We start from the raw sequence: 23,651 nt of genomic DNA, 5'->3' as shown, positions 1-23,651 counted from the left end.
TCCCTCGGATCGGACGGTCCCCCGAAGTATGGCGAGAAAGCCCCTGTGCCGACACCCCCGACGCAAGGAGAGACATGGCCCGGACCCGGAGGTTCCACACCTTCCACCCCGTCGCGGACTGGGAGGACGCCCTGGTCACCGGCAGCGGCACCCTGGGCGCGCTGGTGCACTCGACCGCGGAGAGGATCTCCCTCACCCTCTGCCACGAGCGGCTCTTCCTGCCGGCGGCCGAGCCCCTCCCCGCGCCGCGGACCGCGCGCATCCTGACCGAACTGCGGTCGCTGCTGCGGAGCGGACGCTCCCGGGACGCGGCCGTGCGCATCGCGGAGTTCGCGGCGGCCGAGCACCCCGGTTACGCGGACACCCGCTGGATCGACCCCCTGGTGGGTGCCGCCGTGCTGTCCCTGGAACCGGACGAACCCGGCACGGGCCCGGTCCTGCGCACCTGCGACCCCGGCTCCGGCCTGGTCGGCGAGCACCTGCCGGACGGGACCGCGCACCGCGTGTTCGCCTCCCGCCCCGACGACGCCGTCGTCGCCGAACTGCGGTCCCCCCGCGGCCTCTCCGGGCGGCTGCGCCTCGGCCTCCTGCCCGAACCCGTCCCCGTTCCGGTACGGGTGCGCGCGCGGGCCGACCGCGACCGGCTGTCCCTGCGGGTGGACTTCCCCGCCCGCCCCGCCGGATCCCTGCCCGGCTACACGGTGGACTGCGCCGTCTCCGCCCGGGGCGGCGCGGTCCGGTGCGAGGACGGGGAACTGGTCCTGTCGGACGTCGCCCTGCTCCGGCTCGCCGTCCGCATCGGCACCGACCGGCCCGGAGGCCCGGCGGCGGCCCCGCGGGCGCGCGTCACCGGCTTCGACGGGGCCCTGCGGCGGCACCGCCGGGTCCACGGGGAGCTGATGGACCGGTTCCGCCTCCGGCTGGGCGGCCCCGCCCCCGACGCGCCGGGCGAGGAGCTCCTGGCGGGCGGGCCGACCCCGGAGCTGGTCTCCCGCCTCGTCGACGCCGGGCGCTACGTCACCGTGTCCGCCTGCGGGGAGCTCCCGCCCACCCTGCAAGGGGTCTGGAGCGGCACCTACGACCCGCCGTGGCGCTCGGGCTACACCTTCGACGGGAACCTCTTCTCCGCGGTGGCGGCGCTGCACACCACCGGCACGCCTGAACTCATGGTGCCGGTGTTCGACCTGCTGGAGGGCATGGCCGGAGACCTCCGGGAGAACGCCCGCCGCCTCTACGGCTGCCGCGGGCTGCTGCTGCCCGCGCACGCCTCCACCTCGGGGCGCCACCACCACTTCGGCCCCGAGTGGTGCCTGACCTGCTGGACCGCGGGTGCGGCCTGGGCGGCGCGGCTGTACTGGGACCACTACTCCCACACCCGCGACCGCGACTTCCTGCGGCGGCGCGCGTGGCCGTTCCTGCGGGAGGCCGCGCTGTTCCACGAGGACTTCGTGACCGAGGAGGGCTTCGTGCCGTCGTACTCCCCGGAGAACACCCCCGCGGACGGGGACGGCCAGGCCGCGGTCAACGCCACCATGGACGTGGCCGCCGTCCGCGACCTGTGCCGCAACCTCGTCCGGACGCACCGGATCCTCGGTGAGCCCGGCGCCCGGCGCTGGGCCGCGCTGGCCGCCCGGCTGCCGGGGTACCGGATCGCCCCCGGCGGCGAGCTCGCCGAGTGGGCGGGGCCCGCCGGGCCGGTGGCGCAGGAGGAGCGGCACGCCCACCGGCACGCCTCCCACCTGTATCCGCTCTGGTACGAGCCCGATCCCGTGTTCGCCGCGCCCCGGTGGCGCGCGGCGGCGGTGCGCGCGGTCCGCGCCCGGCTGGCGTGGTGGCGGGGGCAGGAGGCCGACGAGATGGCCTTCGGGCTGGTGCAGCTCGGGCTGGCCGCCGCGCGCCTCGGCCTGGCGGAGGAGGCGCACGAGACCGTGTCTCTCCTGGCCGCCCGCTACTGGCGGCCCACCCTCGTGCCGACGCACAACCGGGGTGCGCTGTTCAACACCGACATCGGCGGCGGGTTCCCGGCGGTGGTGGCGGCGATGCTCCTGGGGTCCACCGAGGGCCGGACCGACCTGCTGCCCGCGCTTCCGCGCGCCTGGCCCGAGGGCCGGGTGGAGGGGCTGCGGGGCAGGGGAGGCGTGGTCGTGGACCGGCTGGAGTGGTCCGGTGGGCAGGCCGAGGCCGAACTGCGCTCGGTGGAGCCGCGCACGGTCCTCGTCGGCCTTCCCGGCGGAACGCGGTGCCGGGTGGCGGTGAATCCCGGGAAAGCGGCTGTCCTGCGTTTCCGCGCATTCCCCGAAAGGAGTTGTCGAAGCGCTTCGAAAAATTCCGACTGACCCCCTTGCCGACCTGTTCCCGCCTCTTCACACTGATCGGGAATTGACGTCCGCCGCCGACCCGGAGCCCTCCGCGGCGGTGGGCGACCCCCCTGATCCGAGGAGGCGCACATGCCCCCCGCGCACCGACAACCCGCTCGATCGGATACTTCTCGGGAGCGCTCCCAGAGCCGTTCCCTGACCGCGGTGGCGACCGCGCTCGCCACGGCCGCCGCCACCGTGTCCCTCACCGTCGCCGGCAGCGCCGGCGCCGACCCCGTGGCCGCCGCGCAGGAGTCCTACACCTGGGACAACGTCCAGATCGCCGGAGGCGGCTTCGTCCCCGGCATCGTCTTCAACCAGACCGAACCCGGCCTGGCCTACGCGCGCACCGACATCGGCGGCGCCTACCGCTGGGAGCCCGACACCGAACGCTGGACCCCGCTGCTCGACTGGGTCGGCTGGGACCGGTGGGGCTGGACCGGCGTGGTCTCCCTCGCCACCGACCCGGTGGACCCCGACCGCGTCTACGCCGCCGTCGGCAGCTACACCAACGACTGGGACCCCGGCAACGGGGCCATCCTGCGCTCCGACGACCGGGGCGAGACCTGGGAGGCCACCGAGCTGCCCTTCAAGCTCGGCGGCAACATGCCCGGCCGCGGCCTCGGCGAGCGCCTGGCCGTCGACCCCAACGACAACAGCATCGTCTACTTCGGTGCCCGCGGCGGCCACGGCCTGTGGCGCAGCACCGACCACGGCGAGACCTGGGCCGAGGTGGAGGCCTTCCCCAACCCCGGCGACTACGTGCAGGACCCCGACGACGAGTGGGGCATGCACAGCGATGTCATCGGCGTGACCTGGGTCGTGTTCGACCCCCGGTCCGGCGGTGACGGGGAGGCGACCCAGCACGTCTACGCAGGCGTCGCCGACCTGGACGACCCCGTCTACCGCAGTACGGACGGGGGGCAGAGCTGGGAGCCGGTGGAGGGAGCGCCCACCGGCTTCCTGCCCGCCCACGCCGTGCTCGACCACGAGGGCGGGCAGCTCTACCTCGCCACCACCAGCACCCCCGGCCCCTACGACGGCGACGCGGGCGAGGTGTGGCGGATGGACACCGCCACCGGTGAGTGGAGCGACATCAGCCCGGTGCCCTCCGGCTCGGAGGACAACTACTTCGGCTACGGAGGCCTGACCGTCGACCGGCAGGACCCCGACACGCTCATGGTCGCCACCCAGATCTCCTGGTGGCCCGACATCCAGATCTACCGCAGCACCGACCGCGGGCAGACCTGGACCCAGGCCTGGGACTGGGGCGCCTACCCCGAGCGGGAGACGCGCTACGAGATGGACATCTCCACCGCGCCCTGGCTCGACTTCGGAAGCGAGGGCACGCCTCCCGAGACCCAGCCCAAGCTCGGCTGGATGACGCAGGCCATGGCCATCGACCCGTTCGACTCCGACCGGTTCATGTACGGCACCGGCGCGACGATCTACGGCAGTGACAACCTCACCAACTGGGACGCGGGTGAGACCTTCGACATCGAGGTCAAGGTGCACGGCCTGGAGGAGACCTCCATCAAGGACCTGGCCTCCCTCCCCGGCGGCCCGCTGGTCTCGGTGATGGGCGACATCGGCGGCTTCGTCCACGACGACATCACGCAGGTCCCCGAGCGCATGCACCAGCAGCCCTACTGGGGCAACGGCACCGGCGTGGACTTCGCCGAGCTGTCCCCCTCCACCGTGGTGCGGGTGGGCAACGCCGAGGACGACGCCAACTCCTCCATCGGCATCTCCACCAGCGGCGGCGACAGCTGGTGGGGCGGCCAGGAGCCCGCCGGGGTGACCGGCGGCGGCACGGTCGCGGTCGGCGCCGACGGGTCGACGATCGTGTGGAGCCCCGACGGCACCGGGGTCCACCGCTCCACCACCCTCGGCTCCTCCTGGACCGCCGCCGAGGGAGTTCCGGCCGGTGCCGCGGTCGAGGCCGACCGGGTCGACCCGGACGTGTTCTACGCGATCGCCGACGGCACCTTCTACACCAGCACCGACGGCGGTGCCACCTTCACCGCGTCGCCCTTCGCGGGCCTGCCCGCCGAGGGCGAGATCCGCTTCGGGGCCGTGCCGGGGCACAGCGGCGACGTGTGGGTCGCCGGCGGGAGCGCGAACGGCACCTACGGCATGTGGCGGACCACGGACGCCGGCGCGACCTTCGAGCGGATCGAGGCGGTGGACGAGGGCGACGCGGTCGGCTTCGGCGCCCCCGCACCGGGCTCGGACTACCCGGCGGTGTACACCAGCTCGCGGATCGACGGGGTGCGCGGCATCTTCCGGTCCGACGACGCCGGGCGGACGTGGGTGCGTATCAACGACGACCGGCACCAGTGGGGCTGGACCGGCGCGGTGGTCACCGGTGACCCGGACGTCTACGGGCGCGTCTACATCGGCACCAACGGCCGGGGCATCGTCTACGGCGATCTCGAGGGCGGCGCGCCCGGTCCCGGAGATCCCTCCGAGGAGCCCACGGAGCCCTCCGAGGAGCCGACGGAGCCCTCCGAGGAGCCGACGGAGCCTTCCGAGGAGCCGACGGAGGACCCCGGGCCCGGGGCGGAGGTCTGCGAGGCCGACTACCGGATCACCCACACCTGGTCTGGCGGGTTCCAGGCCCAGGTGACCGTCACCAACACCGGCACGGAGGAGATCGACGGCTGGGAGATGAGCTGGGACTTCACCGCCGGTGAGCGGGTCAGCAGTCTCTGGAACGCCTCCTACCGGCAGGAGGGCACGTCCGTCACGGCCTCCGACGCCGGCTGGAACGCCCGGATCGCCCCGGGCGGATCGGTGACGGTGGGCTTCAACGGCATCGCCGACGGCGAGCCGCAGGTCCCCGGCGCCGTCGAGCTCAACGGCAGCACCTGCGGCTGACCCGTCCGCAGCGCGGGCCCGTACCCGCGGTCGACCCGGTCCCGGTACCGGGGACGCCGCGGGTACGGGCCCGCCGGGGCGGAAGCCCCCGCCGGGCCGGTCAGCCCTTCACCGCGCCGATGATGACGCCCTTGGTGAAGTGCTTCTGCACCAGCGGGTAGACGACCGTGACCGGTACCAGCGCCACCACCACGATGGCCATCTGGATGGCCAGGTTGGGCGCCGACGCGGTGCCCTGCACGGCGTCGCCGACCACCGAGCTGGAACTGAGCTGCTGGCCCTGCTGCACGTACTGGCGCAGCACGAGCTGGAGGGGCCACTTGGCGTTGTCGTTGATGTAGAGGATGGCGTTGAAGAAGGCGTTCCAGTAGCCCACCGCGTAGAACAGGCCGACCACCGCCGTGACGCCCTTGGACATCGGCAGGACCAACCGGGTGAGGATCGTCCACTCGCTCGCCCCGTCCACGCGGGCGCTGTCGGCGATCTCGCCAGGCAGGTTCATGAAGAACGCCCGCATCACCACCAGGTTGAACGCGTTCACCGCCGTGGGCAGGATCAGCGACCAGTAGCTGTCGATCAGCCCGACCTCGCTGACCAGCAGGTACAGCGGGATCATCCCCGGTGCGAACAGGAACGTCAGGAGGATCGTGAACAGCAGCGGGCGGTGCCAGAGGGATCCCGGCCGTGAGAGCCCGTAGGCTGCCAGGACCGTGGCGGTCAGGCTGACCAGGGTGCCGACCGCGGTGACGCCCAGGCTCACCAGGACGGCGCGGGTCACCACGCCGCCGCCGAACAGGTCGGCGTAGGCCTGGAAGGAGATCCCCTGGGGGACCACGACCAGGCCGCCGGCGCCGTTGACCGCCGAGGCGGGGGACAGGCTGGTCAGCACGACCACGTAGATCGGGAAGACGACGGCGGCCGCGATGGCCGCCAGGACCGTGTTCTTCGCGGCTCTCGCGGGCAGGCTCGGGCGCTCCGCCCACACGGGGCGCCGGTTGTCGAACAGTGTGCTCATGCTCGCCTGTAGATTCCGTTCTCGCCCATCATGTGGGCCAGCTTGTTGGCGGCCAGGATCAGGACGAGGCCGACGACCCCCTTGAGGAGGCCGGCCACCGCGCCCGCGCCGAAGTTCCCCGTGACCAGGCTCTGGTGGTAGATGAACGTGTCCAGCACCTCCGACACCCCTGATCCGAAGGCGTCGCGTTGCAGGAAGAACTGCTCGAAGCCGACGTTGAGGATGTCGCCGAGCTTGAGGATCAGCAGCAGGACGATCACCGGCCGCAGGCCCGGCAGGGTAATGTGCCACAGCCGCCGCCAGCGCCCGGCGCCGTCCACGGCCGCGGACTCGTAGAGGTTCTGGTCGATGGCGGCCAGCGCGGCCAGGAAGATGATCGTCCCCCAGCCGGCGTCCTTCCAGATCATCTGGGAGGTGACCACGAGCAGGAACGCGTCGGGGTCGGTCATGATCTCCAGCGGTGCGTACCCGTTCTGGCGCAGCATCTGGGAGACGAGCCCGGCGCCGCCGAGGATCTGCTGGAACAGCGTCACCACCAGCACCCAGGAGAAGAAGTGCGGCATGTAGACAATGCTCTGGAGGACCAGCCGCATCCGCCTGCTGAGCACGCTGTCGAGCAGGATCGCCAGGGCGATCGGGACGGGGAAGAAGAACACCAGCTGGACCGACGCGATCACCAGGGTGTTGCCGACGGCGTTCCAGAACCGGGGGTCGGTGAGCAGCCGCTCGAACTGGGTGAGGCCCACCCACGGGCTGCCGAGGATCCCGTCCCACGGGTTGTACTCCTGGAAGGCGATGACGTTGCCGAGCGTCGGGACGTAGTGGAACACCGCCAGCAGGCCGATCGCCGGCAGCGCCATCAGCAGCAGCTGCCAGTCGCGGCGCAGCCGCGCCCCCAGGGAGGGGCCGCGCCGCCGGGGCGGGCGCCGCCCTCGCTCCGGGGGACTCCCCCCGGACGGCCGGGCGGCGCCGCGCGACCGCTCAGTCACGGCCGTGTTCACCGAGGACCTCCAGGTAGAACTCGCGGCCCTCGTCGCCGCCGTCGCGCCTCCAGTCGGCGACGGCCTGGTCGAGCTGGTCCAGGCCCTCGCGGCCGCGGATGATGTCCTCCACCTTGTCGGCCATGGGCGTCTCGGCGGCGGAGAACCGCTCGGGCCGCTGGATGCGGATGCCCGCGAAGGGGTCCTCCTCGGCGTACTGGACGGCGTGGTTGTACCAGTCGGTCTTCCACTGGACGAAGTCCGGGTACTGGCTCTCGGTGACCGCCTGCGGCCGGCCGCTGATGAAGTAGTAGCCGTCGTTGACCTCCTTGTGCCCGAGGTCGGTGAGCTGGGGCGCGCCTTGGTCGTCGAGCTCGTGGTGCACGCCCTCGGCCCCGTAGCGGTAGTCCATGTACTCGCGGGTGCCGTAGGGGGCGGCGCAGAAGTTGATGACGTTCAGCACCTCCTCGACCTGCTCGGGGTCCATGCCCTTGCGGACGAAAACGGATTGGGCGGAGGGGTCGTTGCCGTGCAGCACCGGGTCGCCGCCCTGGGCGCCGAAGACGGGCATCAGGTCCAGCCGGAAGTCGGGGGAGTCGCCGAGCATCTGCCCGTAGGCCTCGTGCCAGGCGCCGATGCCGTCCTGGTTGAAGAGGATCTGTCCAGAGTTGAGCAGTTCCTTGGCGTTGTCGCCCTTGGCCACGATGTCGGGGTGGACGAGCCCGGCGTCGAACACCTTGCGCATGTACTCGATGCTCGCCCGCCACTCCTCGGTCTCGAACATGTGGACGAGCTCGCCGTTCTCGTAGCGCCATTGCTTGGGCGCGCCGAAGATCTGGCGCATGGTCAGGTTGAAGTCGCCGAAGGCCCAGCGGTTGTTGTCGGGGTCGTTGACCTCCTCGCCGATCGCGAACAGGTCGTCCGGGCTCGCCGGCGCCTCCAGCCCGTACTCCTCCAGCAGGTCGCGCCGGTACAGGACCCAGTTGCCGAACGGCTCCGCCGGCCAGGGCACGCCCTGGAGCTTGCCGTTGAAGACGTTCCACCGCCAGGCGTCGCTGTCCAGGTTGGCCAGCAGCGGGTAGGCGGCGGCCGCGTCCCCGGCCAGGTGGGGCGTCAGATCCTCGAAGAGCTCGCCCACGGCCCGGTTGAACTGGGGGATCAGGTTGACGACCCAGTCGGGGATCATCGTGATGTCGGCGACGTCGCGCCCGGCGATGACGGCGTTCATCTTGTCGATGACCGTGTTGCCGTCCTGGAAGTTGAACTCGACCGTGGTCCCCATCCGCTCGTTGACGTGGTCGAGGAACGAGTTGTTGCCGAGGCCCGGGGGGACGGGGCCCCACAGGGGCGTCATCGCCGTGTAGTGGCCGCCCCTTCCGCGCGGTTCCGGGACCGCCGGGACGAACTCGGTCGGGTAGGCGGTGAACCCGTCCGGTGCGCCGCCGACGCCGGGGATGTCGGGGGAGACCCCCTCGAACGGGATGTACGTGGGGATGAGGCCGTCCAGCGAGGTGGCCTCGGAGGCGGAGCCCCCGCCGCTGCCCCCGGAACCGGAGGAGCAGGCGGGGAGCACCCCGGAGGAGAGCACCGCGGCGGCGCCCGCCATGCCGAGGAAGCGGCGGCGGGTGGGGGAGGGGAGGGCGAAACGGGATGCCCGGGGGGTGGGAGGCATGACGTCGTTCCTTCGTACGGTCGGGCCGAAGCCCCTGGGGGTAGGAAACGAGCGGCCATTTTGCTATGAATTATTTGGCCGTTGGGGAAAACAAATTACTTCAGTGTGAACTGTGACACAAGGGTCTGTCGGCGTCGAAGTCGAAGCGGTTCGATTTGGGTCGGCATTGCCCACCGACGAGAGGCGGAAACCCCCCATGACCCCTGCTCCGACCGCTCTGCCCCACCGAGACCCCGGCCTCCCGGACGAGGAGAGGCTGGACGCCCTGCTGGGCCTGCTCACCACCGAGGAGAAGATCGGCCTGCTCCACCAGCACCAGGCACCCGTCGAGCGCCTGGGACTGGCCCCCTTCCGGACGGGGACCGAGGCCCTGCACGGCCTGGCCTGGCTCGGCCCCGCCACTGTCTTCCCCCAGGCGGTCGGGCTCGCCGCCGCCTGGGACCCCGACCTGCTCCGCCGGGTCGGCGGGGCCACCGCCGACGAGGTCCTCGCGGCGAGGGACCGGGGCGCCGGCCGCAACGTGTGGGCACCCGTGGCCAACCCGCTGCGCGACCCCCGCTGGGGCCGCAACGAGGAGGGCTACTCCGAGGACCCCTGGCTCACCGGGCTGCTCGCCGCCGCCTACGCGCGCGGGCTGGCCGGGGACGGGCAGCGCCTGCGCACCGCACCGACCCTCAAGCACTTCCTCGGCTACAACAACGAGACCGACCGCTGCACCACCTCCAGCGACCTGCCGCCCCGCGTACTGCGCGAGTACGAACTGCCCGCCTACCTCCCCGCGCTGCGCGAGGGCTCCGCGGTGGCCGTCATGCCCTCCTACAACCTCGTCAACGGCAGGCCCGCGCACCTGAGCCCGCTCCTGGGCGACGTGCTGCGCGAGGAGGCCCCCGACGAGCTGCTCGTGGTGAGCGACGCCTTCGCCCCCGGCAACCTCCACGGGCTCCAGGGCTTCCACCCCGACGCGCCCACCGCCTACGCCGCCGCGATCCGCGCGGGCCTGGACAGCTTCACCCAGGACGACGACCGGCCCGAGGAGACCCTCGGCCACATCCGCGAGGCGCTCAAGCGCGGCCTGCTCACCGAGGACGACATCGACCGCGCCGCGCGCCGCGCCCTGTCGGTGCGGCTGCGGCTGGGCGAGTTCGACCCCGGCCCCGCCGACGAGGGGGCCGCCGACACCCCTGCCTTCCGAGCCCTGGCCCGCGAGGCGGCCGCCCGCTCGATCGTCCTGCTGCGCAACGAGGGCGGTGTGCTGCCGCTGCGCGACGTGCGGCGCGTGGCGGTCGTCGGCCAGCTCGGCGACACGGTGCTGGAGGACTGGTACAGCGGAACCCTGCCCTACGCGGTCACCGCCCGCGCCGGACTCGCCGAGCGCGTCGAGACCGTGTTCTGCGAGGGCGCCGACCGGGTGCGGCTGTTCACGTTCGGGGCGGGGGTGGTCGCCGAGCCCGGGGAGGGGGAGCCGCTGCGGTTGGAGTCCGTCGGCCGGGAGGCGGCGCCGGTGCTCCCGCCCGGCAGCGGGTTCGCGCTCCTGGACTGGGGCGGAGGGGCCTTCGCCCTGCGTTCGGAGCAGACGGGGAAGTACCTGGACGAAGGGCCGGACGGGGTGCTCGCCTGCACAGCCCCGGGGCCCGGGACGTGGGAGGTGCGCCAGACCTTCCGACTGGAGGAGGTCATCGCCGGCCACCTGTACACGCTGGTGCAGATCCACACCGGGCGCCACGTGTGCGTCGGCTCCGACGGCGCCACCCTCGAACTCTCCGAGGACGGGGCGCGCGCCCTGCCCGTGTGGATCCGGGGCCTGGGCTCGGGGGCCGAGGAGGCGGCGCGGGTCGCGGCCACGGCCGACGTCGCCGTGGTCGTGGCGGGGGACCACCCGATGGTCAACGGACGCGAGACCGAGGACCGCACCGACCTGGCCCTGCCCGCCGCCCAGGAGCGGGTGCTGCGCGCGGTCCGCGCGGCCAACCCCGCCACAGTGCTCGTGCTCAGCAGCGGATACCCGTTCGCCGTCACGTGGGCGGACGAGCACGTCCCGGCGGTCCTGTGGTCGGCGCACGGCGGCCAGGAGTACGGGCGCGCGCTCGCCGACGTGCTGTTCGGCGACACCGAGCCCTCCGGGCGGCTCCCCCAGACCTGGTACCGGTCCGCCGACGACCTGCCCGACCTGCTGGACTACGACATCATCTCGTCGGGCGGCACCTACCTCTACTTCGACGGAGAGCCGCTGTACCCGTTCGGGCACGGGCTCGGCTACACGCGGGTGGAGTACCTGGACCCGGAGGTCGCCGTCGACGGCGACCGGGTCTCGGTGAGGGTGCGGGTGGCCAACACGGGGACGCGCCCGGCCGAGGAGGTCGTGCAGGTGTACACCCGCCAGCTCACCTCGCGGGTGCGCGTGCCGCTGCGGGCTCTGCGCGGCTTCGCCCGGGTCCGGGTGGAGCCGGGCGAGAGCGCGGTGGCAGAGGTGTCCTTCGACACGGCGCGACTCGCGCTGTGGGACACCACGCGCGACCGCTTCACGGTGGAGCAGGCCCCGCGGGAGGTGCTGGTGGGCCGGTCGGCCGCCGACATCCGCTCCGTCCTCCCCTTGGACGTGCCGGGCGAGGTGATCCCGCCCCGGGACGCCGCCCGCGCCTGGGCCGCCGACGGGTACGACGAGGCCCGGGGAACCGTGCTGTGCCCCGCCGCCCCGGACCGGGGCGACGCCGTGCGCTCCCGCCACCCCGGTTCCTGGCTGCTGATGCGCGGGGTCGACTTCGGTGAGGGTGTCTCCTCGTGCCGGGTGAGGGCGGGCTCCGAGCGGCCCGCCGAGGTCCGCCTGGTCCTGGACGACCCCCACGCGGGGCCGACCCTGGCCGCGCTGAAGGTCGCGCCCGGCGGCCCGTACGACTTCGCCGAGGTCGCCGCGCCGGTGGTCGGGGCACAGGGGGTCCGCGACCTCTACGTCGTCCTCGACACCCCGGGCACGGCCGTGGCCGAGATCGCCTTCGACAGGTGAGGCGCGCCCGGGCGGCCGGCCCGCCCGCCGACCGCCCGGGCACGGGGACCCGCCGGGGCGGTCGGGCACGGGGGCGGGTGTCCGCGGAACACGCCTTAGGGTCGGGGCATGCCCGTACCTGAGTTTCTTGTGGAGTTGCGCCGCCATGTGGGACACGACCTCGTCCCCCTCGTCGGGGTGACGGGGATCGTGCTCGACGAGGAGGGCCGGGTGCTCCTGCACCGGCGTGCCGACGACGGCCGCTGGTGCACCCCCGGAGGAATTCTGGAGCCGGGCGAGCAGCCGGCCGGCGCGGTGGTGCGCGAGGTCCGCGAGGAGACCGGTGTCGAGGTCGCCGTGGAGCGCCTGGCCAGCGTGGTGGCGCAGGAGCCGCACACCTATCCCAACGGCGACCGGGTGCAGTTCCTCGACCTGGCCTTCCGCTGCCGCCCGGTGGGCGGCGCACCCAGTGCCGAGGGCGACGAGACGCTGGAGGTGCGCTGGTTCGCCCCGGACGAGCTCCCGCGGATGCACCCGCGCATCACCCGGCGCATCGACGACGCCCGCTCCGATCGACCCGACCCCTACCTCGTCCTCTGAGGGGCTTCGCGACACGCCGGGGCGGTGTCCCGGACACGGGGGCGCCGGGATTCTAGGGTGTTCGGCGGCCGGTTCTCCGGTTTCCCCTGTCACCGACAAACTCGAACACGAGTTCGATAGGCTGCCCCAGTGAGTCTTCTGAACGAACAGATCGACGTCCGCTCCACCGCCGGTGGGAACCCCGCGCAGTTCACCTGGCGCGGCCGCACCTTCCGGGTCCTCCGGATCATGGGCGACTGGTCCCCCCACCCGGAAGCGCCCGACACCCGCCTGATCCGCGTCTCGGCCGAGTCCGAGGCGGGCGAGCCCAGCATCATCGACATCAGGCGCGACGCGGCCTCCGACTGCTGGACCATGCGGCGGCAGTGGAACTGACGCCCGGTGCGCCTCCGGACCGCGGAGGCGCACCGGCCTCAGAGGAAGATCCGGCCCCGGCGGCCGCGGTCGCGCAGAGCGGCCATGCGGCGGATGTTGCTCGGCCGCCGCGACACCAGGTGGTAGAGCAGGAGCGAGAGGCCCCGGTCGGTACGCACGCGGTCGGCCATCTCCCCCATGTTCACCCTCGGGTACAGGTGCGGACCGCCCGCGTGGATCCGCACGGTGTGGGCGCCCTCGGGGAAGTACGCGTAGGCGTGGTTGTCGGCCGTGTACTCGGCCGCCCGTGCCAGCGCGGCACCCAGACCGGGGACGAGCTCGGCACCCAGGGTGGCCACCCTGCGCCAGAACCCGGTGTGCCCCGCGACCAGATGCCCGAGCTGGTGCGCCACCCGGAAGGTGAGGGCGTCGGGGTCACCGACCCTGGCACCGCCCTCGAACAGGGAGCCGGGCAGCACCAGGTAGCGGCGCAGCCCGTGCGCCGCCGCACCGCCGCGGCCGGGCGCGGTGAGCACGTAGGCCTCCGGCGGACGGGGCAGCCCCATGGCGGCGGACAGCGTCGTGACGATCCGGTGCGCGTCGGGGAACTGGGTGGGGGAGACCCGCACCGACTCCGCCCGGTGCCGCGCGTGGCGCAGGCCCCGCACCGCCCAGCACACGGCGGGCACCGCCGACACGGCGGCGGCCGTCCACACCGGTGATCCGGTCAGCGACCACACCGCCCCGGCCAGGAGCGCGATGGCGGACAGGCCGACGGCCGTGCACACGACCAGCAGGAGTGCCTCCCACGGGTGGGCGGTGACCGGAACGGCCTCCTCGTCGGCGCCGGGTTCGCACAACTCCTCGGGGCACGGCGGCGCGGAGTACTCGGGCATGCCTGCTCTCCTCGGGGCACGGGCCGCGAACGACACAGGGCAATGACTGTCTGTACTCGATTATTACTTTCCGTTTCCCCGGAGCGGGGACATCTCCCGGCGGCGTGTCAGGACTGCTCGTGGCCGCGCAGCTCCTCGGCGAGGAGATCCAGGAAGTGGTCGACCTGCGAGGGGTCGTATCCCGGCCGGGCCCTGGTGGTCGAGAACTGGACCCGCTCCACGTCCGAGGAGGTCAGGCACCGCCGGTCCCGGCGGCCCCTCAGGAGCATGTCCAGCGTGAACTCGGCGCGGTCCAGGAACTCGTCGACCTCCTGCTCGTTGTAGCCCGTGGTCAGGCGGGTGGTCGCGAAGCGCTGGTCGCGGACGTCCTGCGGCGTCATCCCCTGCCGGCGGCGCGCGGGGCCGGCGGCGCGCGCCGGCTCCGGCGGGGACGGCGCCGGCCGCTCCGGAAGCGGCGGTGCCTCGCTCGCCCGGCCGAGTCCGCGTCCCGCCAGGTCGGCGATCACGATGTCGAGGAAGTCGTCGACCTGGTCCTCGCGGTACCCCGGGCTCAGCCGCGTGGTGCGGAACCGGGAGTTGCGTACTTCCTCGGCGGTGACGAGCTCCCCCCGCCGCGGCCCGCCCTCCAGCGCGACGAGCGTGGCCTCGATGCGGTCGAGCAGCGCGTCGACATCCTCCTCGTTGTATCCCGGGCGCAGGCGCACCGTCTGGAACTTCTTGTTGCGGATGTCCGCCGGTGTCAGAGGCATGGTCCCCATTGTGCAGATCAGGAGGTTGTCGGGGCGGTCATCGAGCGGTGCGGTCCTCGGCCGCGCGCAGCCGCGCGACGAGGTCGTCGACGTACGAGCCCACCTGGGTGCGGTCGTAGCCGCGCAGGACCACGTCGAAGTTGAGCGCGGCGAGTTCGGCTGCGCCGATGTGCGGTGCGGAGGAGTCACCGTTCAGGGTGGCGAACGCGCGGGTGACCGCATCGGTCACCTGGGTGCGGTCGTAGCCGCGCAGGAGGAGGTCGAACTCGGGTGGAGGAGGAGCGGACGACGGAGGAGCGGGATCCCCGCCCTCGGCCACGCGCAGTTCCGTGAGGAGGTTGTCGACGTACCAGCCCACCTGGGTGCGGTCGTAGCCGCGCAGGACCACGTCGAAGTTGAGCGCGGCGAGTTCGGCTGCGCCGATGTGCGGTGCGGAGGAGTCACCGCTGACGGCGGCGTGGGCGCGGGTGACGGCATCGGTCACCTGGGTGCGGTCGTAGCCGCGCAGCACCACGTCGAACTCGGGCACGGGGGGAGGGGAAGGGAAGCCCATGCGCCGCATTATGCCGGGAGGCACTGTGGCGCGCCAGACTCGGCGCGGGCAGGTGTCCGATGGCGGACACGTCCTCCCGCTGGTTCCAGGCCCTGTTTTTTGGATGCTCTCGCCGTATCGGCGGAGCCGATTCCTCGGCGAACGGCCGGCCAAGCGTTCCCGTGCAGGGCGGAGAGCGCAGCTCGGCCTGGCGGGTTTCGCAAGCTCTCCGGCGCTGCAAGGGGGCGCCTGGCCGGCCGTGCGGCCCGAGATGCTCCAAAGAACAGGGCCTAGTTCCTCAGGAGGTAGACGGCCAGACCGCGGGCCACGGCCGAGGCTGCCTGTTCGCGCCACTCGGGGTCCTCCATGAGCGCGGCGTCCTCGGCATTGCGCATGTTGCCCATCTCCAGGAACACCTTCGGCACGTCGGACATGTTGAGCCCGCCCAGGTCGGTGCGCTCGTCGAAGCCCCCGTCGGCGAGGTAGTCGGCGTAGGGGATGCCGCTGCCGTCCAGGTACTCGCGGTGCAGGTCCTCGGCCAGGACACGGGACTCGTCGGTGATGTCGTCGGTGTAGCCCTCGACCTCGCCCGGCAGGATCACGTGGAACCCCCGGCCCGACTCGGGGCCGCCGTCGGCGTGGATGGACACGGAGGCGTCGGCACCGGCCTCGTTCCCGATGCCGGCGCGCTCGTCGATGCAGGGCCCGACGCTCTCGTTGTCCTGGCGGGTGAGGACCACGGTGGCGCCGTCCGCCTCCAGCTTCTCTCGGACGAGGAGGGAGACCTCCCAGTTGAACTCGTGCTCGGCGTAGCCGCTCGCGGTCTGGGCGCCGACGGTGTCGCACGCCTTCTCGTGCTGCCCGGCGGGGACGAGCTCGTTGATCTCGGAGGGTGCCTCGGCGTTGCCGCCGTTGTGACCGGGGTCGATGACGACGACGCGGCCGCCGAGGGGGCCGTCGCCGACCGGACCGGTGGAAGGAGCGGCGTCGCCCGGCTCTCCTCGCTCCTCCGTGCCCGAAGAACCGTCGTCGGGACCGGGGAGCGGCAGGGTGGCGGTGGGGTCCTCGCCGGGGGCCGGCCCCGGCGAGCCGGAGCAGGAGGCGAGCAGGAGGACCAGGGGGAGGGAGGTCAGGGCGCGGGCCGCGCGGCTCCGGTGCCCCGGCGGTGCGGAGTCGGGCATGGGCTCAACCTAACCGCTCGGAGGACCGGAGCACCCCGGCGGGTCCGGCACAAGGGGCCGGAAAGCCTTTCCTCCGGAAAAGGCGCTCTTGGTAAGACGCTTGAACGGGCGATTGGTTTACGCGATATTCAAAATTTTTCTCGCTCTGCTCTCTGTGTCGCCGATGTCGGTCCACGATGTGCTTGTGATGTTCTTGTTATCATATTTCGTACATTTCGGTCGTCTGTATATGTGTAAGCTTTACGCAGGAGATGGGAAGCGATCCGGTTTCGGATCCGCCGGCCCTTCCGTTCAAGGCCGAGTCCTGAGATTCCCCTGGTAGATGGCTTTTCCGTGCCGTCTTGTCCCCCCCGTCCCACCCTGGCCCACCCTTCCCGCGGTGACTTTCCCTTCGCCTGCGGTCGTTGTCCGGGTCAGGCGCAGTCCGACAGGTTCGGGCTGAGATCCCAAGAGGATTGATTTTGAAGAGCACCCCCAAAATCACCGCTCGCCGCATTCTCCAGGGCAGCGCGGCCTTCGCCGCTCTGGGTGCGATGAGTATTGCGACGGCCCTTCCCGCCGCTGCCGACACGAGTGCCGCCGGATGGGCCTATGCCTACGTCGGCTACGAGCAGGGCGTCTCCGCGACCGACGTCATCCCGCAGGGCGGGAGCGGCGGCGACAGCAACAGCTTCCAGGGCAGCCTGGACGAGTTCCTCAGCCTCAGTGCCTCCACCTCTGCCTCGGTCAACGGCAACGGCGCCAGCTCCACCGCCACGGTGGACAGCGCCCGGATCGTGCTCACCGCCGACGACGTCCAGGCCATCCTCGACGGTCTCGACGAAGAGGACGAGGAGGAGACCGAGGAGGACGAGGAAGACAAGGACGAAGCGGACGAGGCCGAGGAGACCGAGGACGGGGAGTCCGACGACGCTCCGGACGAGTCCTCCGAGGCCGACGGTGACTCCACCGGTGGCGACGACACCGGCAACGGCGAGACCGACGGTGGCTCCACCGGCGGTGACGACACCGGCAACGGCGAGGCCGACGGTGGCTCCACCGGCGGTGACGACACCGGCAACGGTGAGACCGATGGCGAGGCCGGTGGCGACAGCGGTTCCACCGATGGTGAGGCCGACCCCACCGAGGAAGAGACCGCCCCTGCCGACGAGGTGGACGCCGAGGCCGCGGTCGTCGACTCCACCGAGGACGAGGTTCTCGCGCTGGAGGAGTACGAGCTCACCGACGGCGGTGACGCGATCGTCCTGGACGCCACCCTCAGCGGCGCCAGCGTCACCACCACCTACAGCTGGAGCGGCAAGGTCTCCCACTCCTTCGACCCCGGCAGCGTCTCCTACTCCGTGAACGAGTTCGGAGCCAACGTCGAACCGTTCGATGTCAGCGAGGCCTGGACCTCCGTGGAGCTCGGCTACGACTGGCAGGACGCCTACACCGGCATCATGCTCGGCGTCGACGTCCCCGCGACGGACGAGGCCGACGGCTTCTACGGCGAATACCCCCTCGGCGTGGCCTACGCCAGCTACGGCCTCGAGTCCGTCGACGCCGGTGGCGGCGAGGACAAGGGTGACGACAAGGGCGACGGCAAGGACGAGGCCGAGAACACCCGGAACACCGAGGAGCTCGCCAAGCCCGAGCCCAAGCCGACCGAGGCCGCTCTGGCCACGACCGGCAGCCCGGTGGCCGGCCTGATCGCGGCCGGCGCCGCGATCGCCGCCGGCGGTGGCGCCGCCGCCTACCTGGCCCGCCGCAAGAAGAACGCTGTCGCCGACTCCGCCGAGGAGAACAGCGAGAGCTGAGTCCGGTAGGTCGACATCCGTCGGCCGACCGGCACGGACCGGCCCCGGGGCGCCCGCCCCGGGGCCGGTCGTTGTTTTCTCCGCTCCTGTGAGGGCAGGAACTTCTTCGGAGACGTCGTCGTTGTCCCCGTATCCGCTCCTACACGACGAGTAGCCCCCGCGTCCGGACGGTGGAACAGTTTCCGTTTTGTGATCCAACGGCTATTCTCACCTAAGGGCACTGAGCATGTGCGCTACGTGCCTGCCCCTTTCTGCGCGGGACAGCCTTCGGCCTCTCCCGCGCCCCGTGCCCGGTTCCGAGACCGGCCGCGCCCCTCGACGTCGAACGCGGGGCACAGGCCCGTTCCGGGAACGGACATCCCCCAGACCGGCAGGAGTGTTGTGGTGACTCCCGAGAGAACGACCATCCGTCGCCTTCTCAGCGGTACCGTCATGTCCACAGCTCTCGCGGTGGTCGGCCTCGCGGTCGCGGCTCCGGCCGCCGCGGACCCGCTCGTGTGGGGCAGCGCCCAGGCCTGGTCCTCCTCCGGTGACGCCGTCAGCGGTTACTCCACCGCGGTCAGCCACGGCGGCAGCGGTGAGGGGGAGGCCGTCACCGAGAGCACCTTCGGCGCGCTCTCCCCCTACATCGAGATCAAAGGGCGGACCCGCACCTACATCGACGCCCAGGGGGCCCACGCCGAGGCGGTCGTCGAGTCGGCGACCCTGCGCATGGAGGCCGACGACCTCGTCGACCTGGGCATCGTCGAGCTTCCGCCCGAGGACGGGAGCACCCCGGGGCATAGCGCGTCCGGGACATCGACCGGACAGAAGACACCTCCCGAGGACGCCCCGGAGGAGAGGACGGCCCCGTCCGGGGACGCCTTGCCGCCGGACGACGACCGGGCCCCGATCCCCCGGCAGACCCCGTCGGTGAAGCCCTCCGTCTCCGGAACGTGGCCGAGCCCGGGAGAGGACGACGTGATCGTCCTCGACGACTCCAACACACGCAGGCTCTCCTCGGGAGGCGCCCTGACGGTCACCGCCGCGGACGTGACCGCCACGGCCAGCGCCGGGTACGACGGCACGTCCGCCACCACCTTCGAGCACGGTGACCTCACGGCGTTCGGCATCCCGACCGGCCCCCTGGAGGGCGACGGCAACGGGTACCGGGTGGAGGACGTCCTGGAGGTGCTCGACGGGGACGGGAACGTGGTCGAGGAAGTTCCCGTCAGCGTCCAGTTCACCCGCCACCAGACGGCCTTCGGCGACGAGGAGACGGGTTGGGAGGGCGGCGGTGCCCGCACCTGGCTCGGCGTGCTGGTCCGGATCGGGGAGGGCGACGGCGCCCTCGAGTGCACGGTGGACCTCGCCGACGCCTGGGTGCTGGGATCCACCTACACAGCAGGAGGGACCCCCGAGCCCGGAGGCCGCAGCGAGAGCTTCCACCAGGGCGCGGTGGAGGAGGACCGCTCGGGGAACCGCCTGGCGATGACCGGCAGCTCGCTGGCCGCCCTCGTCACGGCCGCCGTGATCGCGGTGGGAGGCGGAGGCGCGGCCACCTTCCTGGCCCGCAAGCGCCCCAGTGCCCTGGACGACCGCTTCGAGGACTGAGACTGTGTTTGCTTTGGGGCCTCCGCTTCGCTTTGGCCCCGGTTCGGGCGCCTTTGGGGCGCGGTTCTTCGTCGCTGCGCTCACATCCTCGTTCCTCGGATGTTCGCTCCGCTCCTGCAGAACCCCGCCGGCGCCCTCACGGCATACCCCCTGGGGCTGGGGTGGACTTGCGGGTGACCGGCACTTCGCTCCGCTCCTGCAGAACCCCGCCAGCGCCCTCACGGCATACCCCCTGGGGCTGGGGTGGACTTGCGGGTGACCGGCACTTCGCTCCGCTCCTGCAGAACCCCGCCGGCGCCCTCCCCTGCCCCTTCGGGGCCTCCGCTTCGCTTTGGCCCCTGCTCGGGCGCCCTCAGGGCGGGGTTCTTCGTCGCTCGCTCCTGCAGAACCCCGTCGGCGCCCTCACGGCACACCCCCTAGGGCGGGGCTGTGCCTGTCTGGGGGCTCGCCTCGTCCTGGCCGGTGTCCCCGCCTGGTCCTCGGACATGCGGAGGGCGGGTCCTTCCTGGTGGAAGGACCCGCCCTCGGATCTCTCGGCTCCTGTCAGTGCGCGGAACCTGTACGGCTGTTCTCCCCCGGAGTCGGCGCAGCTCGGAAGGTCACTCCGTACGCTGGCTGGGGATCCCCGCCAGCAGGGCGCGGACCTCGGTCTCGCGGTAGCGGCGGTGTCCGCCCAAGGTGCGGATCGAGGTCAGCTTGCCCGCCTTGGCCCAGCGCGTCACGGTCTTGGGGTCCACGCGGAACATGGTGGCAACCTCGGCGGGGGTCAACAGGGGCTCCGCCTCGGGCGTGCGAGTTGACATGTGTACGGCCTCTCTCCTCCTGGATCTGCGTGCCGATCCTTGAGCCTGCATCCTGGCGCTTCGCCCGGATGTCCAATATTTCCCGTAGGTCCATATTGGCATCACCCGAGGTGATGATGCGACCACAACAAGCAACTTTGCATGTGGGAGGCGTCGGAAAGCCGCCCGTGGCCGCGTCACGCTAAGTGATTCTAGCGACACGTTTAGTGGCATGTGGCGTATTCGGTCAAAACTTCGTTCTCGGGCTTCGTTTTTCTCGATCCGGAGCGCCCGAAGTGCTACCGGGGGCCGACCGAAACCGGACTGCTCCGGTGTCGAGCGGCGGTGCTGTCCGTGCTCGGCTGCTGTGCGGGGAATGGGTTGCCGGAGGGGGCGACGTCCGGGTTTCGCCCGCTTCGGCGGCTTGGTCTGGCGGGGTGGAAAGCCCGTGCGGCAGGGGTTTTCGCCTTCGGGGGAGAGGGTGCGGCGTCGACGTACCGTGACCGGGCAACTACAGTCTATCGAGACCTATGGGGCGTTATGCCCAGCTTCCCGGGGGTGGCTCCCGGGTGGCGGGATCGGGCCCTTCGCAGGCCCTGCCACGTGCACGAACTCTTTTTCCGAAGAGGCGAGAAACCTGGCGTACCAGGTTGAGGAGCGGCGCGTCGCCCCTCGGGGACGGCGACAGAGGCCGCCGGGTGTCCACGAAAACATGAATTGCACTTCATGTTCAGTTGGCGTGTTCCAGTGCCTTGACGAACCTCCAGCGCCTCAGCATGCGCTCCCGCAACTCCAGCACGCGCTCCGTGTCGCCGTCGGCCAGCGCCCTCAGCGCCTCCGACACCTCCGCGACCGAGTGGTCGTCGTTGAGGTGGTCGTCGCTCAGCAGGTGCGGCAGCCCTCCGTAGTCCAGCTCCAGCAGCGAGTCGGGGTGCGCCGTCAGGCGCAGCCAGTCGACGAGTCCTTCGGTCGAGCCCGACGCGGCGTGCTGCCCGATGTACTCGCGCAGCACCCCGGACGTGTGCTCCAGCCGGCGTACCGCCAGCGAGGTCCGGGTCAGGTACAGCAGGGTCCGCGTCGTGTCCGCCGACAGCACCAGGCACCGCTCCTGCCCCTCGAAGGCCGCGAACCACGGCACCGGCACGGTCCAGTTGCTCGACAGGATGCCGGGCCGCACCTGGGCGCCCGAGTCGAGCCAGGACCGGTAGGCCTCCTCGGTGCGCTCGGCCTCGCTCTCGGGGACGAACGCCTCGCTCAGCGACGGCGGCGTCGCGTCGGCGAACTCGGCGAAGGCCTGCCACGACCGCAGCCGGGTCTGCCACGGGCACACGTACAGGCGCCCGTCCACCCGCCGGAGGTAGGCGTTGCGGCTCTCCTCGGCGGGTGCCACCACCGGGGGTGCGGCGACGAGCCTCTCCAGGCTCTCGGCGTGCTCCGCCGCCAGGGCGTTGATTCTGCGGGGGCGGTCGGAGGAGTCGGCGTAGCGCTCCCAGTGCAGCCGCTCCTCCCAGGGAAAGGAGCCGATCGGCTGGTAGATGCGGAGGTAGGCGGTGTAGGGAAGCACGCAGGAATGGTGGCACAGATCGCGTTGTGTGGCACTCATCACGCGGGTTCTCCCGCCTCTGTGTGCTTCACAGCCCCCACCGGCCACTGCACGCCGCTTCCGTCACACCCGGGGTCCGTAGGCATGGCGCCGCCCGACCAGGTACGGTTGTATGTGTACGTAAGCTGGCGCCTGTCGTCAGCCGCGTTTGACGGCCGTCAGCCCGATAGTGCGGGTTAGTTAAGGATCTGGGGTTCGTCGGAATCCCATCGTTGAGGGGGTCGAGCCAATGGGGCGCGGCCGAGCCAAGGCCAAGCAGCAGAAGGTCGCCCGGAAGCTCAAGTACAGCACCGGTGGGACCGACCTTGATCGGCTGCGGTCGGAGCTGGGTGTCGCTGAGCGTGCAGCGTCTTCGGAGCCTCCGGTTCCGGACGATGCCTACACGGAACCTCACGACGACCTGGTCGACCGTTACGCGGATCTCGCCGAGAAGTACTCCGACTCCGACAGATAGTCGGACGGATCTGCCAGACAGCTCGGACAACAACCGCTGACCTGTGTACACCGCCGGTCCCGCGCCTCGGGACCGGATCGGACAGGTGGATATAGCCGGTGCGAACCACTTCGGTGGTTCGCACCGGCTATGTTTGTGCCCTTCATACGCCTCCGTGCTCTCCGGACAGGCGCGCCCGGCCGGAGCCGGCCGTCACCGAGCCCAGCTGCCACGCGGGGACACCGCGTCCGGCCAGTACCTCCAGCGCGCGCCCGGCGTCCTCCGCCGCGACGACCGCGACCATGCCCACGCCCATGTTGAACGTGGCCTCCATGTCCTCCCTGCTCACGCCGCCCTTCTCGGCCAGGTAGCCGAACACGGGGGCCGGTACCCAGGTGGAGCGGTCCAGCTCGGCGTCCAGGTGCGCGGGCAGCGACCGGGACAGGTTGGCCGCCAGGCCGCCGCCGGTGATGTGCGCGTAGGCGTGCACCTCCACCGCCCCGGTCAGCGCCACGCAGTCCTGGGCGTACACCCGGGTCGGAGTCAGCAGCACGTCGCCCAGGACGCCGTCCAGCTCGGGCACGTGCGCCGACAGGTCCAGCCCGGCCCTGTCCACGATGTGCCGGACCAGCGAGTAGCCGTTGGAGTGCGGCCCGGAGGAGCCCATCGCGATGACGGCGTCGCCCTCGCGGATCCGGTCCGGACCCAGGACGGCATCGCCCTCCACCACGCCGGTGCCCGCGCCGGCCAGGTCGTACTCGTCCGGTCCCATCGCACCGGGGTGCTCGGCGGTCTCGCCGCCGATCAGCGCGCACCCGGCCTGGTGGCAACCCTCGGCGATGCCCCCGACGATCTCGGCGATGCGCTCGGGCACCACCGAGCCGCAGGCGATGTAGTCGGTCATGAACAGCGGCTCGGCGCCGCAGACCACCAGGTCGTCGACGACCATCGCGACCAGGTCGATGCCGATGGTGTCGTGGCGGTCCATCTGCTGGGCGAGCAGCACCTTGGTGCCCACGCCGTCGGTCGAGGTCGCCAGGACCGGATCCTTGTACTTGGCGGTGTCCAGGCGGAACAGGCCCGCGAAACCGCTGGCGTCGGGAACCTGCTCGGGCCGCCGTGTGCGCGCCACGTGGCGCTTCATCAGGTCGACGGCGCGCTCACCGGCGGCGATGTCCACGCCCGCGGCGGCGTAGGCGCCCGCCGTTCCCGTGCTGTCGGCTGCCACGCGAGATCTCCTCGTGCTGT

The 23,651-nt window shown here is 71.8% G+C and carries 18 protein-coding genes; 8 read left to right on the top strand and 10 right to left on the bottom strand.

The window, feature by feature from the left end; translation table 11 throughout:
• Window positions 1-74 precede the first annotated feature (74 nt).
• Both FHS13_RS01350 and FHS13_RS01345 read left to right on the top strand, forming a co-directional pair.
• Window positions 75-2,336 (top strand): glycosyl hydrolase family 95 catalytic domain-containing protein, encoded by a 2,262-nt coding sequence (locus tag FHS13_RS01350; RefSeq protein ID WP_184286076.1) that lies wholly within the window; start codon window positions 75-77, stop codon window positions 2,334-2,336.
• Window positions 2,337-2,447: 111 nt separating this feature from the next.
• Window positions 2,448-5,237 carry a cellulose binding domain-containing protein gene (locus FHS13_RS01345; protein ID WP_184286073.1) on the top strand — a complete coding sequence of 930 codons (2,790 nt, stop codon included), beginning with the start codon at window positions 2,448-2,450 and terminating at the stop codon, window positions 5,235-5,237.
• 100 nt (window positions 5,238-5,337) lie between these two features.
• On the opposite strand, the gene FHS13_RS01340 is transcribed toward FHS13_RS01345, so the two are convergent.
• The 3 genes from FHS13_RS01340 to FHS13_RS01330 are packed head-to-tail and all read right to left on the bottom strand — an operon-like array spanning window position 5,338 to window position 8,904.
• Window positions 5,338-6,252, bottom strand: a complete 915-nt coding sequence (locus tag FHS13_RS01340; protein WP_184286071.1) for a carbohydrate ABC transporter permease — start codon at window positions 6,250-6,252, stop codon at window positions 5,338-5,340.
• On the bottom strand, window positions 6,249-7,241 hold the full coding sequence (locus FHS13_RS01335) for an ABC transporter permease (protein WP_343064859.1): 993 nt from the start codon (window positions 7,239-7,241) through the stop codon (window positions 6,249-6,251). Before FHS13_RS01335 ends, FHS13_RS01340 begins: the two co-directional genes overlap by 4 nt.
• The gene (locus FHS13_RS01330; protein ID WP_184286068.1) at window positions 7,234-8,904 is read right to left on the bottom strand and encodes an extracellular solute-binding protein; all 1,671 of its coding nucleotides are present in this window, start codon (window positions 8,902-8,904) and stop codon (window positions 7,234-7,236) included. The genes FHS13_RS01335 and FHS13_RS01330 overlap by 8 nt, the downstream gene beginning before the upstream one ends.
• 196 nt (window positions 8,905-9,100) lie before the next feature.
• Between FHS13_RS01330 and FHS13_RS01325 the strand changes: the two genes are divergently transcribed.
• The 3 genes from FHS13_RS01325 (at window position 9,101) to FHS13_RS01315 (ending at window position 12,859) form a co-directional block, all read left to right on the top strand.
• The gene (locus FHS13_RS01325; protein WP_184286065.1) at window positions 9,101-11,905 is read left to right on the top strand and encodes a glycoside hydrolase family 3 C-terminal domain-containing protein; all 2,805 of its coding nucleotides are present in this window, start codon (window positions 9,101-9,103) and stop codon (window positions 11,903-11,905) included.
• Window positions 11,906-12,013: 108 nt separating this feature from the next.
• The gene (locus FHS13_RS01320) at window positions 12,014-12,484 is read left to right on the top strand and encodes an NUDIX hydrolase (protein WP_184286062.1); all 471 of its coding nucleotides are present in this window, start codon (window positions 12,014-12,016) and stop codon (window positions 12,482-12,484) included.
• A 129-nt stretch (window positions 12,485-12,613) separates the two neighbouring features.
• On the top strand, window positions 12,614-12,859 hold the full coding sequence (locus tag FHS13_RS01315) for a DUF6504 family protein (RefSeq protein WP_184286059.1): 246 nt from the start codon (window positions 12,614-12,616) through the stop codon (window positions 12,857-12,859).
• 38 nt (window positions 12,860-12,897) lie between these two features.
• On the opposite strand, the gene FHS13_RS01310 is transcribed toward FHS13_RS01315, so the two are convergent.
• From FHS13_RS01310 to FHS13_RS01295, 4 genes are all read right to left on the bottom strand, one after another.
• Entirely contained in the window at window positions 12,898-13,734 is an 837-nt protein-coding gene (locus FHS13_RS01310; protein WP_184286056.1) for a M48 family metalloprotease, read from the bottom strand.
• 107 nt (window positions 13,735-13,841) lie between these two features.
• Window positions 13,842-14,492, bottom strand: a complete 651-nt coding sequence (locus FHS13_RS01305) for a DivIVA domain-containing protein (protein ID WP_184286052.1) — start codon at window positions 14,490-14,492, stop codon at window positions 13,842-13,844.
• Between the two features lie 28 nt (window positions 14,493-14,520).
• The gene (locus FHS13_RS01300) at window positions 14,521-15,036 is read right to left on the bottom strand and encodes a DivIVA domain-containing protein (RefSeq protein ID WP_246404276.1); all 516 of its coding nucleotides are present in this window, start codon (window positions 15,034-15,036) and stop codon (window positions 14,521-14,523) included.
• A gap of 269 nt (window positions 15,037-15,305) precedes the next feature.
• The gene (locus FHS13_RS01295) at window positions 15,306-16,196 is read right to left on the bottom strand and encodes an N-acetylmuramoyl-L-alanine amidase (RefSeq protein ID WP_184286047.1); all 891 of its coding nucleotides are present in this window, start codon (window positions 16,194-16,196) and stop codon (window positions 15,306-15,308) included.
• Window positions 16,197-16,657: 461 nt separating this feature from the next.
• On the opposite strand from FHS13_RS01295, the gene FHS13_RS01290 reads away from it, so the two are divergent.
• Entirely contained in the window at window positions 16,658-17,992 is a 1,335-nt protein-coding gene (locus FHS13_RS01290) for a cell wall protein (protein ID WP_184286044.1), read from the top strand.
• A gap of 432 nt (window positions 17,993-18,424) precedes the next feature.
• Window positions 18,425-19,585, top strand: a complete 1,161-nt coding sequence (locus FHS13_RS01285; RefSeq protein ID WP_184286041.1) for a hypothetical protein — start codon at window positions 18,425-18,427, stop codon at window positions 19,583-19,585.
• A gap of 599 nt (window positions 19,586-20,184) precedes the next feature.
• On the opposite strand, the gene bldC is transcribed toward FHS13_RS01285, so the two are convergent.
• Complete coding sequence (gene bldC, locus FHS13_RS01280) at window positions 20,185-20,388, bottom strand: developmental transcriptional regulator BldC (protein ID WP_013155387.1); 204 nt, start codon at window positions 20,386-20,388, stop codon at window positions 20,185-20,187.
• A 709-nt stretch (window positions 20,389-21,097) separates the two neighbouring features.
• Window positions 21,098-21,970, bottom strand: coding sequence for a DUF8083 family protein (locus FHS13_RS01275; RefSeq protein WP_221442188.1), 873 nt, complete (start codon window positions 21,968-21,970; stop codon window positions 21,098-21,100).
• A gap of 229 nt (window positions 21,971-22,199) precedes the next feature.
• Here FHS13_RS01275 and FHS13_RS01270 point away from each other — a divergent pair, with 229 nt between their 5' ends.
• Window positions 22,200-22,424: a DUF3073 domain-containing protein gene (locus FHS13_RS01270; protein ID WP_184286036.1), complete on the top strand. Its 225-nt coding sequence runs from the start codon at window positions 22,200-22,202 to the stop codon at window positions 22,422-22,424.
• 142 nt (window positions 22,425-22,566) lie between these two features.
• Here the strand turns inward: FHS13_RS01270 and purM are convergent, their stop codons facing one another.
• Window positions 22,567-23,631 (bottom strand): phosphoribosylformylglycinamidine cyclo-ligase, encoded by a 1,065-nt coding sequence (gene purM, locus FHS13_RS01265; RefSeq protein ID WP_184286033.1) that lies wholly within the window; start codon window positions 23,629-23,631, stop codon window positions 22,567-22,569.
• Window positions 23,632-23,651: the final 20 nt, after the last annotated feature.

Source organism: Nocardiopsis algeriensis, from assembly GCF_014203695.1.
Classification (GTDB): Bacteria; Actinomycetota; Actinomycetes; order Streptosporangiales; family Streptosporangiaceae; genus Nocardiopsis; species Nocardiopsis algeriensis.
This window is presented reverse-complemented; position numbering and strand designations above follow the sequence as displayed.